Source organism: Kitasatospora sp. NPDC056181 (assembly GCF_042266225.1).
GTDB lineage: Bacteria > Actinomycetota > Actinomycetes > Streptomycetales > Streptomycetaceae > Kitasatospora.
In genome coordinates this window covers 12,422-27,147 of the sequence record NZ_JBHJUK010000124.1, presented here as the reverse complement: position 1 = coordinate 27,147, position 14,726 = coordinate 12,422, and the positions used below count along the sequence as shown (strand labels likewise).

15 protein-coding genes are annotated in these 14,726 nt (G+C 73.5%); 2 read left to right on the top strand and 13 right to left on the bottom strand.

Annotated features, from left to right (window positions below):
• The first annotated feature begins 76 nt into the window (after window positions 1-76).
• A complete protein-coding gene (locus ACFC1F_RS33480; RefSeq protein WP_376164032.1) occupies window positions 77-364 on the top strand; it encodes a putative quinol monooxygenase in 288 nt (95 codons plus the stop codon).
• Between the two features lie 122 nt (window positions 365-486).
• Here ACFC1F_RS33480 and ACFC1F_RS33475 read toward each other — a convergent pair whose 3' ends face one another.
• Entirely contained in the window at window positions 487-1,188 is a 702-nt protein-coding gene (locus tag ACFC1F_RS33475) for a DUF1275 family protein (protein ID WP_376164030.1), read from the bottom strand.
• A gap of 135 nt (window positions 1,189-1,323) precedes the next feature.
• Complete coding sequence (locus ACFC1F_RS33470) at window positions 1,324-2,202, bottom strand: LysR family transcriptional regulator (RefSeq protein ID WP_376164028.1); 879 nt, start codon at window positions 2,200-2,202, stop codon at window positions 1,324-1,326.
• 122 nt (window positions 2,203-2,324) lie between these two features.
• On the opposite strand from ACFC1F_RS33470, the gene ACFC1F_RS33465 reads away from it, so the two are divergent.
• Entirely contained in the window at window positions 2,325-2,834 is a 510-nt protein-coding gene (locus ACFC1F_RS33465; protein ID WP_376164026.1) for a nuclear transport factor 2 family protein, read from the top strand.
• A 439-nt stretch (window positions 2,835-3,273) separates the two neighbouring features.
• Here ACFC1F_RS33465 and ACFC1F_RS33460 read toward each other — a convergent pair whose 3' ends face one another.
• The 11 genes from ACFC1F_RS33460 to ACFC1F_RS33410 form a co-directional block, all read right to left on the bottom strand.
• Window positions 3,274-3,747, bottom strand: a complete 474-nt coding sequence (locus ACFC1F_RS33460; protein ID WP_376164024.1) for an LURP-one-related/scramblase family protein — start codon at window positions 3,745-3,747, stop codon at window positions 3,274-3,276.
• 219 nt (window positions 3,748-3,966) lie between these two features.
• Window positions 3,967-4,218 carry a LapA family protein gene (locus ACFC1F_RS33455; protein WP_245206132.1) on the bottom strand — a complete coding sequence of 84 codons (252 nt, stop codon included), beginning with the start codon at window positions 4,216-4,218 and terminating at the stop codon, window positions 3,967-3,969.
• A 200-nt stretch (window positions 4,219-4,418) separates the two neighbouring features.
• A complete protein-coding gene (locus tag ACFC1F_RS33450; protein WP_376164022.1) occupies window positions 4,419-5,180 on the bottom strand; it encodes an FkbM family methyltransferase in 762 nt (253 codons plus the stop codon).
• Window positions 5,177-6,469: a hypothetical protein gene (locus ACFC1F_RS33445; RefSeq protein WP_376164020.1), complete on the bottom strand. Its 1,293-nt coding sequence runs from the start codon at window positions 6,467-6,469 to the stop codon at window positions 5,177-5,179. The genes ACFC1F_RS33450 and ACFC1F_RS33445 overlap by 4 nt, the downstream gene beginning before the upstream one ends.
• Before the next feature lie 20 nt (window positions 6,470-6,489).
• Entirely contained in the window at window positions 6,490-7,233 is a 744-nt protein-coding gene (locus ACFC1F_RS33440) for a hypothetical protein (RefSeq protein WP_376164018.1), read from the bottom strand.
• Between the two features lie 352 nt (window positions 7,234-7,585).
• Window positions 7,586-8,566, bottom strand: a complete 981-nt coding sequence (locus ACFC1F_RS33435; RefSeq protein WP_376164016.1) for a methyltransferase domain-containing protein — start codon at window positions 8,564-8,566, stop codon at window positions 7,586-7,588.
• Entirely contained in the window at window positions 8,559-10,523 is a 1,965-nt protein-coding gene (locus ACFC1F_RS33430) for a B12-binding domain-containing radical SAM protein (RefSeq protein WP_376164014.1), read from the bottom strand. Before ACFC1F_RS33430 ends, ACFC1F_RS33435 begins: the two co-directional genes overlap by 8 nt.
• A complete protein-coding gene (locus ACFC1F_RS33425) occupies window positions 10,514-11,455 on the bottom strand; it encodes a hypothetical protein (RefSeq protein ID WP_376164012.1) in 942 nt (313 codons plus the stop codon). The genes ACFC1F_RS33430 and ACFC1F_RS33425 overlap by 10 nt, the downstream gene beginning before the upstream one ends.
• Before the next feature lie 116 nt (window positions 11,456-11,571).
• The gene (locus ACFC1F_RS33420) at window positions 11,572-12,423 is read right to left on the bottom strand and encodes a DUF692 family multinuclear iron-containing protein (protein WP_376164010.1); all 852 of its coding nucleotides are present in this window, start codon (window positions 12,421-12,423) and stop codon (window positions 11,572-11,574) included.
• 71 nt (window positions 12,424-12,494) lie between these two features.
• Window positions 12,495-12,737 carry a hypothetical protein gene (locus tag ACFC1F_RS33415; protein WP_148647896.1) on the bottom strand — a complete coding sequence of 81 codons (243 nt, stop codon included), beginning with the start codon at window positions 12,735-12,737 and terminating at the stop codon, window positions 12,495-12,497.
• A 207-nt stretch (window positions 12,738-12,944) separates the two neighbouring features.
• Window positions 12,945-14,345, bottom strand: a complete 1,401-nt coding sequence (locus ACFC1F_RS33410) for a cytochrome P450 (protein WP_376164008.1) — start codon at window positions 14,343-14,345, stop codon at window positions 12,945-12,947.
• Between the last annotated feature and the right edge of the window lie 381 nt (window positions 14,346-14,726).

Genomic DNA, 14,726 nt, shown 5'->3' with positions numbered 1-14,726 from the left:
CCTCCGGTCAGGCACGGCACCACCGCTCCGCCCGAGGCGCCGCTCCCCCGGCGCCGGCACCCGAAGGATCGCGATCATGTCCATAGTCGTCATCGCCGACTGGCTCGCCGCCCCCGGCTCCGAGCAGCGCGTGGCCGGGCTGCTGCCCGCCCTCACGGACGCCGCTGTCGCACAACCCGGCGTCCTCGCGTTCCGGGCCGTGCGCTCGCAGCGCGACCACGCCGCGTTCGTCGTCATCGCCGAGTACGAGGACCGGAACGCACACGCGGCGCACCGGGAAAGCGACCACTACCGCGCGCTCGTGCTGGACGGCATCGCCCCGCTGCTCATCGACCGCCAGTCCGAGGAGTACTCGCTCCTCTGAGCGGCGGAAGGCTCCGGCGTGCCGGACCGGCTCCCCGCCCACCGGCCGGTCGCAGGCCCGCTACGACCGCACGGGCAGCGGACGCGCAGGCGCCCGCAGGTGGTGCACGCGGAAGTACGCGGTCACCACGCAGGCTTCGAAGCCGGCAATGACCAGCAGCGCGGGCCCCGGTCCGAGGCGGAGCAGCAGCGCGCCGGCCACACCGCCGACGAAGATGCCGAGGACGGTCGCGCCGCGCCGCGCCGTGCCCGCGCGAGCGCCGGGCCCCGGGACGACGCGGCGCCCGACGACGCGGCGCCCGAGGATGTGGCACCCGACGACAACAGGTCCGCCAGGATCTTCACCAGCGCGATCTGCATCACCGTGGTGGGCATGTCGGGGACCCCCGCCTCCAGCATCCCGCGGCTGCGCCATCCCATCGCCCCCGCGATCAGCACCACGACGACGGTCACGGCGTGGTCGGGGAGGGCGCCGGTTCCGCCGACAGCGACGGCGTACCCACCGCCGGCGCCGATCATCGCGGCCTCGGTTGCCAGCACGAGCAGGAACCAGCGCCGCCCCCGCCGGCCCACTCCCGCGATGGCGGCGTGGGCTGCCGCGACCCCGAGCACGAAGGCGCCCAGGGCCTCGGCCGGACGGCCGACCTGCACCCCGGCCGTCTGCGCGACCCCGAAGGCGAGCAGCAGGACGTTCCCGGTGGTCAGTGCCGCGAAGACGTGCCCCAGCCCGAGGAAGGTGACCGCGTCGACCGCGCCGGCGGTCACGGTCAGGGCGGACATCACCAGGCTGATGCGGACCGGGCCGCGTGTCGGGTCTGCGGGCACGCCGTCAGTGTGACGACCTCCACCGGCGCACCACGCGTGACACGCCGCCCGCAGGACTCCGCCCGGGGAGCGCCCGATCGGCCGCCGGCTCCCGATGCGGCTGATGTGGCTCATGTGGCCGACGCCGACGAGCGCTCAGCCGTGACCGTCGACCAGATCCACCGCGGCGTCGGCGAACGCGCGGACCCGGACGGTGCAGCGGTCCGCCGGCCAGATCAGGCCCCATTCCAGCGGCGGCGCGTCGTCGATGGGTACGTAGCTGACGTCGGGGCGCGCGTAGTAGCGCCTGGTGTGGGCACCGACGGGCAGGGCCCCCTGCCCGGCCCCGACGAGCGTGAGCGCCTCCTGGAAGGTCCCGGCCGTCGGACCGGGAGCGGTGGGCGTGGCGGAGCCCGACCGCCGGGGCGGTTCGGCACCGTGGTCCGGCAGTTGCACCAGGCGGACGCGCGCCAGGTCGTCGGCCGAGACGGTGCCGCGGCGGGCGAAGGGATGGTCGACGGGAACGGCGAGCATCCGCGCCTCGCGGACCAGGACCGGGCCGGCGGCCATGTCGGGTTCGCCGGCGGGGAGGGTGCTCAGCGCGAGGTCCACCTCACCCGAGCGCAGCCACGGCAGGAGCTGTCCCGCCTGCACCTCCCGGATGCGCACCTCGCAGTCGGGGATCCGCTCGCGGAACAGCTTGGTCACACCGACCAGGAGTTGTGCGGCGGCCGCGCTGACGAAGGTGACCTGCAAGGTGCCGGAAACCCCTCGCCCCGCCTCGACGGCCCGTTCCAGAGCCGTGCACACCCCCGCCCAGGCCGGCCCCAGATCCTCCCGCAACTGTGCACCCGTGACGGTGAGTTCGACGCGGCGGCTGGTGCGCAGGAACAGCGGCACACCCACCCTCCGCTCCAGCTTGCGGATGGTCTGGCTGACGCGGGCGGTGGAGACGTGCAGACGCTCGGCGGTGCGGCCGAAGTGCAGTTCCTCCGCGAGCGCCAGGAACGCCTCCACCTCGTGCCGCTCGATCATGCGCCCTCCCGTCGTTAAGCCCTAGTTCACGATCATTGCGCAGACGGCCATTGGTCGCCAGCGATCACCGCGGCAGAGTGGGTGACATCGAACACGACCTCCGTCAGCCACAGGAGAACACGATGAACACCACCGCCCACCACGCCCTGACCGCGCAGCCCGCCGACACCGCCGCGGTGGTCGCCGAACTGCGTGACCGCGCCGAAATCACCGACGCCCTCTACCGGTTCGGACTCGGCCAGGACCTGAAGGACCGTGAGCTGTTCGCCTCGGCCTTCACCGCGGACGCGGAGCTGGACTTCCGGCCGGCCGCCGCACGCTGGGGCGGCAAGCCTCCGGTGATGGTCGGCCGGGACACCATCGTCGACGCCATCCTCGCCATGTTCACCGGCCGGGTGGACACCACGCACCAGGTCACCAACCCGCGCATCACCGTCGACGGGGACACCGCCCGCCTCACCGCACTCGTCGAGGCCCAGCACCTGCTCACCGCCGACCCGGGCACGCACGCCCTGCTCAAGAACCCCTACACGGTCGACCTGGTGCGCGACGGCAGCCGCTGGCTCATCCGCCGGATGCGCATCGACAACACCTGGTACACCGGGGACCCGGTCGCCGTCTTCGGCGCCTGAGGACACCACGCCGGACGGCCCTCCTCACCCGACAACGCCCGACGGCACCCGGCGCGACGGCACCCGGCGGGCGGGCACGCCCACAAACCACCAATGCACGGCCGACCGCCACGCCTCCGACCGCCGGCCCGTCCGTTCCGGGCGTACTCGTGGCACCGACGCTTTCCGTGCGGTGGGCGCCTACGGCCGCCGTCAGGGGGCACAGTCGCGGCAGATCGGCCCGCCCTGGTCGTCCGTGTGGGCGGGACCCGCAGCCGTGGAGGGCGCAGCCGCTCAGGAACGCCCACTTGCGCCCGATGAGCGCGCCGACCTTGCCGCCGGGGCTCACCGACCGCCAGGAGCGCCATGGTCCCGGCGGCCCCGGCAACCCCGGCGGGCGGATCCACGACCCGCCACGAACGCCAGCCGACCGGCGGCGGTCACCGCCTGTGGCGCAGGCTCAGTCGCCGGGATGAGCCATCGAATCGATGGCAACGGCTGCGGCGAGGACGGTGGTGTGGTCGGTATCGGGACCGATGTCCACGCCGTAGGTGTCCCTGACCCGGAACCACTTCTTGGAGACCTCGGCGATCTTGTAGCCGTCGCGCTCGATGGTGTACTCGTGATCAAGGACGTTGCCCTCGACCGTGAGCTCGACGCCGCTCTCCTGCTTGATCCTCCACCGGTCGCGGACCGGGCTGACCATGGCCTTCTTGACGACGGCGACGCGATGTCCGTCCGCATCGTCGATGGCCATGGAGTCCTTGATCCGCATCGGCCGGCTCTGGACGGTGGCGACCCGGTGGCCCTGGGGATCCTCGATGTGGTAGGTCCGCCGGGCTCGCATGACCTTCCCGTTGACCTTGTAGACGTGGTCGCCGGCGTCGTTGTCGATCCAGTAGTCGTCGCCGATGGCGATCATCTTCTGCTGCATGCAGTACCGGGTAACACCTTCACCGCTTTCGAAGGCGTGGTTGGCCTCTCGGCGAGCCCTTCGTTCCTCGAACATCGTGCGGTCCTTCCGGATCCGGGCGTTCGGCACCGGCAGGGCGCGGGCTGCGCCGCGACCGGCACCTGCGACGCCTCCATCCTCCGCCCTTCCCGGGCCGGACGCTCCGGCCTGCGGCTCCGCCCCGCACCGTGGCGGCCACCGTCACCGCCTGGCGCGCCGGCGCGCGAGGAACCAACCGATGACCAGCCCGGTGGCGAGCGTCACCGTGAGTACCGCCCACAAGGGCAGGGTGACGGTCGTGACCCAGAGCGTGATGGCCACGGAGTCCGTGTTCACGGCGATGAACCAGATCGCGAGGACCGCAAGGACCCCGATCCCGATCGTCCGCAACCGCACATCCCGGCCCTTGACCGTGAGCTTCGAATGACGCGGCGACTGGGCGTTCTCTGCCATGGCCCCAGTATGGTCCGACATGCCCGATATGCGCCACGAGGACGGCCGCCTGGTCACCGACCGTCGACCTCGCCCGAGCGCTGCAGGACGTCCCGGTCGGAGCTGGATCCGGAGACCCGACTGCCGCCGAGCGCACGCTGACCGCTCCGCCGGAAGCGGAAGGTGATCGCCGCCGTCCGGCCGAAGCCGGCCCGGACACGTCAGCGGCGGTGCCAGACCGGGCTGCGCCAGGCGCCGCCGACGGCTCCGACGCCCTGGAACCCTCCGGACCCTGCGCCCCCGGGCCCGAAGCCGTCCACCCCGAAGCCGTCCACCCCGAGGCCGTCACCCGGGCGGACGCTCCCCGGCCGCTCGCTCACGTAGCAGTCGTCGCAGCCGAGCGCCGCGGCCCAGCGGAAGCCCCGCGCTTCGAGGAACCGTCGGACCAGCGCGCGGGCGGGCAGCCAGTTGTGTTCGACGGTCAGGACCCGCACGGTGTACTCGTCGAAGGGGAAGCTGCGCAGGATGGTGAGCTCCGAGCCCTCGGTGTCCAGGCTCCAGTAGTCGATGACGGGCGGAGCGCCGTACTCGCGCAGCACAGAGCGGACGGTGCGGGCGGGCTTGCGGACCGTCGGCGGCGGACCGCCCGGCGACGCGCCGAGGAGGCTCCGGGCGCGGTCGAGCAGGGCGGGGTGGTACTCGTCGAGGATGCCGCCGATGGTTCCGGCCTCGACGAACTCGACGTCGTCGTCCCGCTCGTAGAGGCAGCAGTTGACGCAGTGGCAGCGCCGGTTCGCGACCAGCTCGGCGTAGAGGGAGGCGTTCGGCTCGACGCAGATGCCCGTCCAGCCGAACGCCTGCTCCAGGACACGGGTGTTGCTGACCACGACGCCGTCGGACGCCCCGGAGTCGAGGAAGAAGCCGCCGCGCATGCCGTTCAACGCCCGCAGCACGAAGTGGTCCTGCCCGTACTGCGAGGTCATCGGCGGGTGCCGCGGGCACGCGCGAACGCCGCCGAGCGCCACGCTCCGTCGGCGGCCGTCGCCGCCGTGCGGGCACCGATCTCCGGGTCCGCCTGCGGGTTGCGGTGGTGGACGTCGTCGGCGCGTTCGCCGTAGAGCATGGTGATGTTGATCCGCCGGTTCTCGTAGCCGGGTTTGAAGCGGACGCCGGCGGTGGCGTGGAAGAGGTCCGAGTTGAAAACGATGGCCCGGTTGGCCCGGTAGGGGATCTCGACCGAGCGGACGTCGCGGCTTCGCAGGTAGGAGCCGATGACCTCCGGGCTGCCGTTGTAGGTGGCGAAGTCCCAGTCGGGCGGGGCGTCCGCGCGGTGCACCAGGAGCCCGCCGCTGCCGGGGTCGAGGTTCGCCTCGGTCGGCGTGATCCAGAAGTTGACGTTGACGGCCGCGAAGTCGGCGTGGGTGTTCCCTCCCGGCGGCAGGACGTGCCCGTTCTTGAACGCCCAGAGCTGGCGCAGCGGGTACCGCGCACCGATGACGCGCGGCAGCGCGTCGCGGAGCTCCTGGGCGATCTGGAGCAGCAGCGGGCAGTTGAAGCCGTCCCGGAAGAACGCGCCGAGCCGGCCGTGCGCGTAGCGGTTGGCCGACCAGACGGTCGACTCCAGGCAGAAGGAGCGCAGGCTTTCCAGGGCCCGCGGGGTGAGGAGGTCGTCGATGACCACCACGCCGGCCTGGTCGCCGAGGTAGCGTTCCTCCACCTCGGCGGGGTCCCAGCCGTCGGAGAGCGCCCGCTCCAGCCGGGGTGCGGTGCCGACGTGCACGAGCCTGTTGTAGACCTGCCCGATCGCCTCGTCGTCGGCGCCGGTGAGCGGCACCTGGCCGGACGCCCCTTGCTCGGCGAGCCGGTCGGCGATCCGGCGGTAGCGGTCGATCACGGTGTCGAAGCCGCTGCCGAGCAGACCGCGCCCGCGCAGGTGGCGGAACTGCTCGATGTCGTGGTGCAGCTTGGCGACGGACAGGTAGGGCACGGGCACCGGGGGCAGCGCCCCCTCCCCCTCCGGCGCCGGACGGCCCTGCGGGTCGAGGCCGCTGCGCCAGCGGGCGAAGGCGAAGAGCCGGCCGTAGTCGCCGCCGAGGCGGAGGTCCCCGGCGTCCAGCGCGCGCCAGGCCAGGCGGTCCAGCCAGGCGAGGTTCCCGGGGGTGGCGACGTCGGGCCGGCGCCACAGGTCGAAGCACTCGTCGATCCGGCCGTTCGTGGCCAGCCCGGCCGTCAGGTCGCGGGCGCGGGCGGCGGGGGCCGGCGTCGCCGTCACCGGGTGGCCCCGGCCGGGCGTCACCGGGTGGCCCCGACCGGGCCGAGCAGGCCACGGTCGCGGAGCCGGGTCGCGAATCGCATCAGCTCGGCCAGTGCCACGGAGTCCCGGCCGGCCCCGAGGATCTCCCGCAGGTCGCCGAGGTCCTCCAGCATCGAGACGTGGGTGCCGCTCTGCTCGGTGAGGGGGTCCGTCCCGCCGCCGCCCGTCGAGATGTGGGTGCCGCTCTGCTCGGTGAGCGGGTCGGCGACCTCGACGACGGCCGACACGTGGGTACCGCTCTGCTCGGTCAGCGGGTCGGCGCCCGTGGACATCTCGGTCGCGGTGGACTCACGGAAGACCTGGCTGCCGACCAGGACCGACGGCACGAAGGAGTCGAGTCCGACGATCGGCTCCTGTTCGGCGGAGCTGCGCAGCAGTGCCCCGACGACGTGTTCCGCGCGGTGCTCGACGACCGCGCGGCCGAAGTCGGCCAGCAGAGCGTCCGGCCGGCGGTCCTCGCGGCGGTGCGTCAGGATCTGCTCGCGGAGCCAGCGGACGAGGGCGGGGTTCGACATCACGGCGTAGACGAAGTGGTTCGCGGTGTCCGCCTGCTGCGGCGTCAGCCTGGTGCCGCGCACGTACTCCGCGATGATCTGCGCGGGGTCGGTGACGAACTGCTCGCGCAGCAGGAAGTCCGTCGACATCGCCTTGAAGAGGGCGTCCAGTCGCCGTGCCGCCGCGGCCTCGTGCACCGTCGGCGTCCCGTTCCCGGTGTTCTCCATCGTGGTCCCTGCCTGTCTGTTGGTCGATTGCCTCTGCCGCGCCGGTCGTTGCCGTAGCGGTCGTCGCCGTAGCGGTCGTCGCCGTAGCGGTCACTTCCGTACCGATCACTGCTGTAGCGGTCGTTGCCGCAGCGGTCACGGCCGGCCCGATCTCTGCCGCACCGGTCGCTGCTGCACCACGCACGGCCGCACCCCTCACCGCCGCGCCGGTCGGCCCGCGGAGGAACGTACTCGGGCGGCCCTTCCCCGGCGCGGATCCGGCGCGCGACTCCCCGGAGGTTCCGGCGAACGGGTCCGGCCCGGGTGCCCGGCCGCTGGCGTGTCGACTTCCCGGCCGCCGGTGCGCCGGGTCTCACAGCCGCAGGATGTGCACGAAGAAGGTGCCCCGCCCGTCCTCGATCAGGTGGACGGGCAGGCACCCGGCCTCCTGGTAGACCTCTACCCAGCCGGCGCGGTCGCCCGGGGGCACGCCCTGGCCGGAGATGACCTGGACCACGTCGTGCAGGGCGTGCATGCGCGGCCACGGCGGTTCCCGGCGACCGACCTGGCCGTAGTAGTCCGCCACGATCAGCGCCCGGCCGGGGAACAGCTCGCGCAGCCGTCGGAGCCACCCGACGGCCGCGGCCCGGCCGTCCGCGAAGAACTCGTTGAGCAGGCTGGCGGCGGAGAGCGTCTCGACCTGCTCCCTGATCCCGGCCGCCGGCGCGCTCTCCAGGTGGGAACAGTCGCCGTGGAGCACCGTCACCCGGCCCGCCAGGCCGGCTTCGGCGAGCCGGCGCCGCGCCCGCCCGCACATGGCGGCGTTGGCGTCGACGCCCCAGCCGGTGAAGTCCGGGTCACGCCCGGCCAGGTCCATGAGCAGTGTGCCGGTCCCGCAGCCGAGGTCCAGCAGGCGCCCGAGGCCGAGCTGGGCGATGACCTCGGCCATCAGCCCCAGTGCCGGGGAGCGGTCGAACCCGGCGAAGGCGTCGGCGTGCCGGGCCCGGTCGACGGTGGCGGCGGCGTGCCGGGGCTCGCGCAGGAGGGCGCGCAGCTGCCGGGCGTTCGGCCCGTAGGCGCCGATGTACTGGTCGAGCAGGCCGCGGGCGTGCGCGTCGTAGTGGGGCGTGGCGCGGTAGCCGTCGGGGGTGTGCTCCAGCAGCTCGGTGCGGGCGGCCGTGTAGTCGAGTAGGGTGGCCAGCCATGCGGCGTCGAGTCCGGCGCGCTCGGCCAGATGCTCGGCGGGGCCGGGCCGGTCGAGCGCCGCGAGGATGCCCTCCTCGTGGAGGGCGGCCACGGCGTGGGCCAGGTGGAACCCCTCGACCAGGTCGAGGGCCGTCCAGCGCTCAGCCACGGACGCCCGCCTCCGCCCGCCGCCCGGCGGGGACGATGACCCCCGTGTCGGCCAGCAGTTGCAGGTGCTCGGCGCCGGGCTCCCAGCCGCCGGCGAGCTCACCGAGCGCGCTGCGGACCTCGCCCATCGTCCGCGGCTCGCGGAACAGGCTCAGGGCTGCGTGGGTCGCCGGGTCGATCGCGTAGTCGCGGCAGCCCGCGTCCGCGGCGAGCACCACGCGGCAGCCGACCCCGCCCGCCTCGGGCTCGCCGAGCGGCGGACCGTCGGCCGGCAGGGCCGCGATGCGCCCGAGCAGCGTGGCACAGTCGTGGATCCCGTCGAAGAGCACGGCGCGTGGCGACAGCGCGTACCGTCCGCCACCGCCGTCGGCGGGGCTGGCCGGCCGCCGGGCGGCACGGAGGTCCCGGACGTACCGGACGAGCGAGTGGGCGTGGTGCCCCGCGCCGAGCGTGTCGGCGACGAAGGCCCGGACGAAGCCGGTGTCCACCGGCCCTTCCCAGCCGGTCCGGCCGTGCCAGTCGCGGGCCCGCCGGGTGAACGTGCTCAGCCGGCCGTCGAAGTGACGCAGCAGGTAGGCGGCGACGGTGTGCCCGAGTTCGGTGACGGCGCGGTGCAGGTCGACGGCGAAGACGTGGTCCTCGCGCGGCATCGCGCCGGGGTAGTAGTGGTACGTGGGGAAGAGGTCCGGGTGCTCGCGGACGCAGGTCTCGTCGGCCTCGCCGAGCAGCCAGCCGTTGAACTCGGTGCGGTAGCCGTCGTACCGCAGCCGGCCGCCGAGCGCGGCGTGCTGCGCCGTGCCGGGTTCGGGCAGCAGGACGTGCAGTTGGGTGGTGCAGGCCTTCCGCGGCCGGCGGAGGCAGTCGCCGAGGAGGTCGAGGGTGGCGTCCTGGTCGGCGGCTTCCTCCTCGGGGTGGCCAGTGATGAACGAGACGGTGGCCGCGATGCCGAGGCGTTCGGTGTGGTCGAGAGCGGCCGGGAGGAGTCCGAGGTCCAGCCGTTTCTTGATGATCTGCTGGAGGCGTGGCGAGCCGGTCTCGATGCCCAGGTAGAGGGCGACGCACCCGGCCGCGGCCATCCGCTCCAGCAGCTCGGCGTCCACGCAGTCGACCCGGGCGGAGACCCGCCAGGTGTAGCCGCGGTCCCGGACGGCGTCGCAGAAGTCCAGCACCTTGCGGCGGTTGACCGTGAACAGGTCGTGTTCGAGCTTGAAGTCCCGTGTGCCGTACCGCCGGTGGAGCCGGTCGAGGTCTGCGACCAGGCGGGCCGGGGACTTCAGCCGGTACGAACGCTGGAAGAAGGTCGCCGTCGAGCAGAAGGTGCAGCTGAACGGGCAGCCCCGGCCGGCCTCCACCCGCAGGTAGTCCAGGGGGAGTTCGTCGACCGGGTACAGGTCGTAGGCCGGCTCCGGGAGGGTGTCCAGGTCGGTGACGAGCGGGCGCCCCTCGGTGATCCGCACGTCGGCGGCGAACGGCGCGGTGCGCCACGAGACGCCGGGGATGTGGGAGAACCGGCGGTGCTCCAGGGCCTCCAGGACGGGCGGAAGGGTCTCCTCGGCCTCGTGGCGCACCACGACGTCGAAGCAGCCGAAGCGTTCGAGGATCTCGCGGTGCAGCATGGTCGCGTGCGGGCCGCCGAGCAGGACGGGCAGGTCGGGCGCGGTGCGTTTGAGCTCCTCGGCGACCCGCAGCGCGAAGATGAAGCTGCAGCCGAGCGTGGTGAAGCCGACGGCGTCGGGCCGGTCGGCGAGCAGTTCGGCGGCGGCCCGCCGGTACAGGGTGGTGTCGTAGTCCAGCCGCCCGGAGCGGACCAGGCGCTTCGGGTCGTACACGGTGACGTGGTGGCCGGCCCGGCGGGCGACGGCGGCGAGCGAGACGAGCCCGAGGTGGGGGTGGACGTCGAGTGCGCCGAGGTCGTGGTGGCCGGGCAGGACCATGTTGTCGACGAGGATCAGACGCACGGGCTCTCTCCGATCGGGGGTGGGGCCGCGCCGGTGAAGGTCAGCAGGCGCAGTTCGGTGAAGCCCTGGAGGACGGTGAGCAGGCTGCCCGGGTCGCAGCGCTCCCCGGTGACCGCGCCGAGCCCGCGGGCGAGCTCGTCGACGGTGGCCCGGCCGTCGACCAGGCCGAGCAGGTAGCCGGCGAGCGGCGTGATCCCGGTGACGTGCACCCGCTGGGTGCCCTCGTCGCGCCAGTAGAGGAGGGTGGGTCCGTCCTCGTCGCGGCGGACGCCGGGGGACGCCGGGCCGGGCTCGGCAGCGGCGGCGGGTGCAGCCCCGGGCGCGACGGCGTCGGATTCGATCAACTCCTTGAGCGCGCGCGGGTGGTGGAGCGCCTCCCGGACCGCGTGTGCGCCGGCCGGGCGGGGTACGGAGTCCGCCCGCGGCGCCCCGGGGGCGGTGAAGGGCTCACCGGTCGCGTGGCGGAGCCGCTCGACGGTGAGCTCGTGCCCGAGGGCGTCCAGCACCAGGGCCTGCGCCGGGTCGTCCGCGGCGAGCCGGCCTTCCAGGAACCCGGCGAAGGCGGTCAGCCGGAGGCGCAGGTCCAGTCCGCCGCGCCGGGAGAGGCTGGTGAACCGGGGCGCGTAGTCCGCGAACACCTCGATCTCCAGGTCTGCGCGGGCGAGGGCGGCGAGGGTGAGCGGCAGGACGCGGCGCAGCGGGTTCTGCCGCACCATCGTGACGAAGCCGGCGAATCGGCGCAGGGCGTCGAGGTCGAGCGCACGGGTGATCGCCGCGTCGGCCTCGCACCCCACGCCCCCGTCGCTCCCCGTTCCGGCGTCGGTGCCCGTTCCGGAGTCGGTGCCTGTTCCGTCGGCCGGCCAGGTGCCGATGGTCCCGGGGTCCGCGAGGCCGGCGGCGATGTAGGCGTGGACACGGGGTGCGGAGAACACGAGGCTGTCCTCCGCCGTCCCGCGCACGCCACCGATCCCGATCCCGGTTGCGGTTCCAGTTGCGGTTCCGGTTCCGGCGCTGGCGCTGGCGCTGGCGCTGACGCCCGGCGAGCCGCTCATGCCTCCACCAGGTCGCGCACGCGCTGGAACTGCTGCTGGAGCAGGGAGAGTTCGGGCGGCTCCGGGGCCCAGTTGTACTCGAAGGTGACGGCGCGGGGCCGCGCCCTGCGTAGGGCCTGGGCCAGCAGCTCGAAGACCGGCTCGGGGGCCGGCGTCGCGTGGTCGTCCCAGGCGATCCCGGACTGCATCTTGAGCCCGGAAAGGTGGAACTCCACCACCCGCTCCAGCGGGAGTCGTTCGAGCTCGCGGGCGGCGTCGAAGCCCGTGTTGACGGCCGAGATCAGGAAGTGCGTGAGGTCCAACAGCAGGTCCAGCCGGTCGTTGCGCTCGCAGAGGCGGCCGGTGAAGTCGACCAGCGACATGGTGCTGCCCGGTACGTGGAAGTACTGGGGCGGGTTCTCCAGGATGATCGGCACGGGGTAGCGGTCCTGGAGGGGCTTGAGGTTGTCGAGGACCTGCTCCAGGGTCTCTTCGCTCAGCTGCGGGCAGACGGTGTAGCTGAGCGAGGTGGGCTCGGCGTCCTCGGCGCCCGGTCCGGCGGCCTCGGCCCGGATGTAGGCCAGGTGCTCGCCGATCCAGGGGGTGCGCGTCCGCTGCCGCCACTGCTCGATGGCCTCCAGGGTGCTCTCCTCCGGCCTGACGAAGCCGCCGACCGACATGCTCGCGCAGTGCAGGACGAGCGGGATCTGCCGCTGGATGTCCGCGGTGGCGGGTGCGTGCCGCAGTTGCTCGAACGGGATCTCCACGTAGTCGAGGGCGCCGGGCAGCCGCTCGACGAGCTCCGCGACGTACGGGCTGTGGGCCAGCCCGACGGCGGTGCCGGCGCGGTCCGGGTCGAAGTACTCCACTCGTCTCCTGCTCTCCCGGTGTGGCCGGTGGCCTCCCCCGCCAGGTGCGGGGAAGACCACCGGCGTGACGGTCAGTCCCAGAGGTAGCCGTCCTCGGCGCGGATGTTGCCGTCGAGGATGTCGATGCTGGCGTTGTGCGCGGTCATCCGGAGATTGCCGTTGCGCAGGCAGGTGCTGATGGCCTGCTTCCGCTCCTCGGTGAGCTCGAAGCCGAGCTCGATCTTCGGGGAGCGCAGCTGGATGCTGTGCTCCGCGGCGCGTCCGTTCACCGTCGGCCCACGCGCCGAGGGCTTGCCGTTGCCGTTACTGCCCATGCAGATCACCCCAATCAGGTGGAAAACATGCTGGAGTCATCCATAGGGGCACGAACGGTTACGCATAGTCAAGGATCACTGACGCGTCGTCAACTCCGCTTCGGCCGAACGGGCCAGTCGGCGTGCCTGCGACCGGCGCGGGTCGGGGCGGCGGCCCCAGGGGCAGGACAGTGGAGCGCCGAGGTCAGGGCGGTGGCCCGGCGGGGGTCAGGGCAGCCGGACCAGCTCGCGCAGGGGCCCGTCGGCCCGCCCGCCCCGGACCGGGCCGTGACCGGGCTCCCGGACCAGCAGCCGCACCTCCGCAGCCGGAACCAGGGCCGCGCGCAGCCGCCAGTCGATCTCCTGGTCCCCTGCCAGGCTCAGGTCCCACCTGCGGAGGATTCCGGCCAGCGCGGCCGTCAGTGCGGTCATGGCCAGATGGCGGCCCAGGCAGTAGCGGTCCCCGCCCCCGAACGGCAGGTAGTCGAAGGCCGAGGGGCGGGCCGAGCGCCACCGGCCCGGGTCGAACACCGCCGCCGGCGCGTCTCCGGCGAACTCCCGGTGGGCGACGAACGGGGAGACCAGCAGCTCGCACCTGGCGGGGAGCCGGTGCCCGCCGAGAAGGGTCTCCCGGGTGGTCACCCGCACCATGACGGCGTTGGGCGGCAGGACGCGCAGGCTCTCGCGGACCACGGCTTCGAGCAGCTCCCTCCCTCGCCCGGAGGCGCCCTCCCCCGATCGCAGCAGGCGGCACAACTCACCGTGGATGTCGGCGAATTGGGTGAGCAGCAGGACCGTCCAGACGAGCGCGGCGGCCAGTGGTTCGCTGCCGGCCAGGAAGAACGCACTGGCGTGCGCGGCGAGTTCGCCCTCCGGCAGCAGCTGCCCGGCCTCGTCCCGGGCGCGGCTCAGTCCTGCCAGCAGGCAGCCGCCCTTGCCGGAGGGGCTGCCCGGCGCACGGTGGTGGCCGATCCGGGCCCGCAGGGCGGCCTGGAGGTCACCACCTGCGGTGGCGAGCTCGGTGTGCAGCGCGGACCGAACCCGGCCGTCCGGCAGGCCGGTTGCGGCGTAGCGGCGGCGCAGGGCCAGCAGGTGGTGGCAGCCGTCGCCGAGGCCGCGGTCCCCTGCCGCGTCGCCGAACAGCAGTCCGCCCATCAGCGCGTGTGAGAGCCGGTTCATCTCCTCCGCGAGCCCGACGACCTCGCCCGGCCGCCAACTCCCGGCCAGCGCTGCGGTTTCGTCCGCGACCAGGCCGGCGCACCGCTCGGCGAGCCGCCGGGTGAACAGCGGCCCGAACGCGCGTCGGCGCTGCCGGTGGACGGCGCCGCCCATGCTGAACAGCCCCGAGCTGAGCGCACCGACCACCGGCGGCAGCCCGTCCCGCTCGGCCATGGTGGCCGGCCGTCCGAACGTCTCGGCACCCAGGAGGACTTCGCGCACGTTGGCGGCACCGAAGGCTGCGACGCACCCCGCCGTGCCCAGCCCCCGGGAGAACACCGGCACCCCGTCCGTCAGCACAGCAACGTCGCCGTCCTGGCGCCGGGCGGCCAGCAGTGTCGACAGCGGATCGGCGAGCAACAACGCGTGCCGGTCCGCCCCGCCGGGCCGGCCGGTGTGCTGAGCGAGCATGGGCCCAGCTTCACACCCCCTGCGGGCCCCGCCGGGACCAACGCGCCGACGACGCCCGCCCCGGTTTCCCCGCACCAGCCGCCCACCGCCCCCGGCAGGCACCGGCTGGACCCTGGACAATCCGGACCCCGGGGCAGGACGGGCTCCCGGGGACAGGAGGGGCCCCGACCTGGCGGACTCCGTGACGTACCGTCAGTTCTTCGGAGCTTCTCCACCCCGCCCGCGACCGGGAATCGGCGCAGGTGGTGACGGTTTCATGGGGGCTTCCGGAAGGTTCCGTGTGCTTCCCGCGAGAAATTTGTGTGCGGGAGCCTCTTGATCCCGGAACATGACAACCGCAATGATTCGAGTCCGCCCGGCGATCAACGCCCCGGGCAGCCG

What these genes read in the sequence shown, in the direction of transcription:
- ACFC1F_RS33470 (WP_376164028.1), bottom strand. Translation starts at nt 2,202, where the DNA reads ATGATCGAGCGGCACGAGGTGGAGGCGTTCCTGGCGCTCGCGGAGGAA.
- ACFC1F_RS33455 (WP_245206132.1), bottom strand. Translation starts at nt 4,218, where the DNA reads ATGGCAGAGAACGCCCAGTCGCCGCGTCATTCGAAGCTCACGGTCAAG.
- ACFC1F_RS33415 (WP_148647896.1), bottom strand. Translation starts at nt 12,737, where the DNA reads ATGGGCAGTAACGGCAACGGCAAGCCCTCGGCGCGTGGGCCGACGGTG.
- ACFC1F_RS33410 (WP_376164008.1), bottom strand. Translation starts at nt 14,345, where the DNA reads ATGCTCGCTCAGCACACCGGCCGGCCCGGCGGGGCGGACCGGCACGCG.
- ACFC1F_RS33440 (WP_376164018.1), bottom strand. Translation starts at nt 7,233, where the DNA reads ATGGAGAACACCGGGAACGGGACGCCGACGGTGCACGAGGCCGCGGCG.
- ACFC1F_RS33480 (WP_376164032.1), top strand. Translation starts at nt 77, where the DNA reads ATGTCCATAGTCGTCATCGCCGACTGGCTCGCCGCCCCCGGCTCCGAG.
- ACFC1F_RS33450 (WP_376164022.1), bottom strand. Translation starts at nt 5,180, where the DNA reads ATGACCTCGCAGTACGGGCAGGACCACTTCGTGCTGCGGGCGTTGAAC.
- ACFC1F_RS33460 (WP_376164024.1), bottom strand. Translation starts at nt 3,747, where the DNA reads ATGCAGCAGAAGATGATCGCCATCGGCGACGACTACTGGATCGACAAC.
- ACFC1F_RS33465 (WP_376164026.1), top strand. Translation starts at nt 2,325, where the DNA reads ATGAACACCACCGCCCACCACGCCCTGACCGCGCAGCCCGCCGACACC.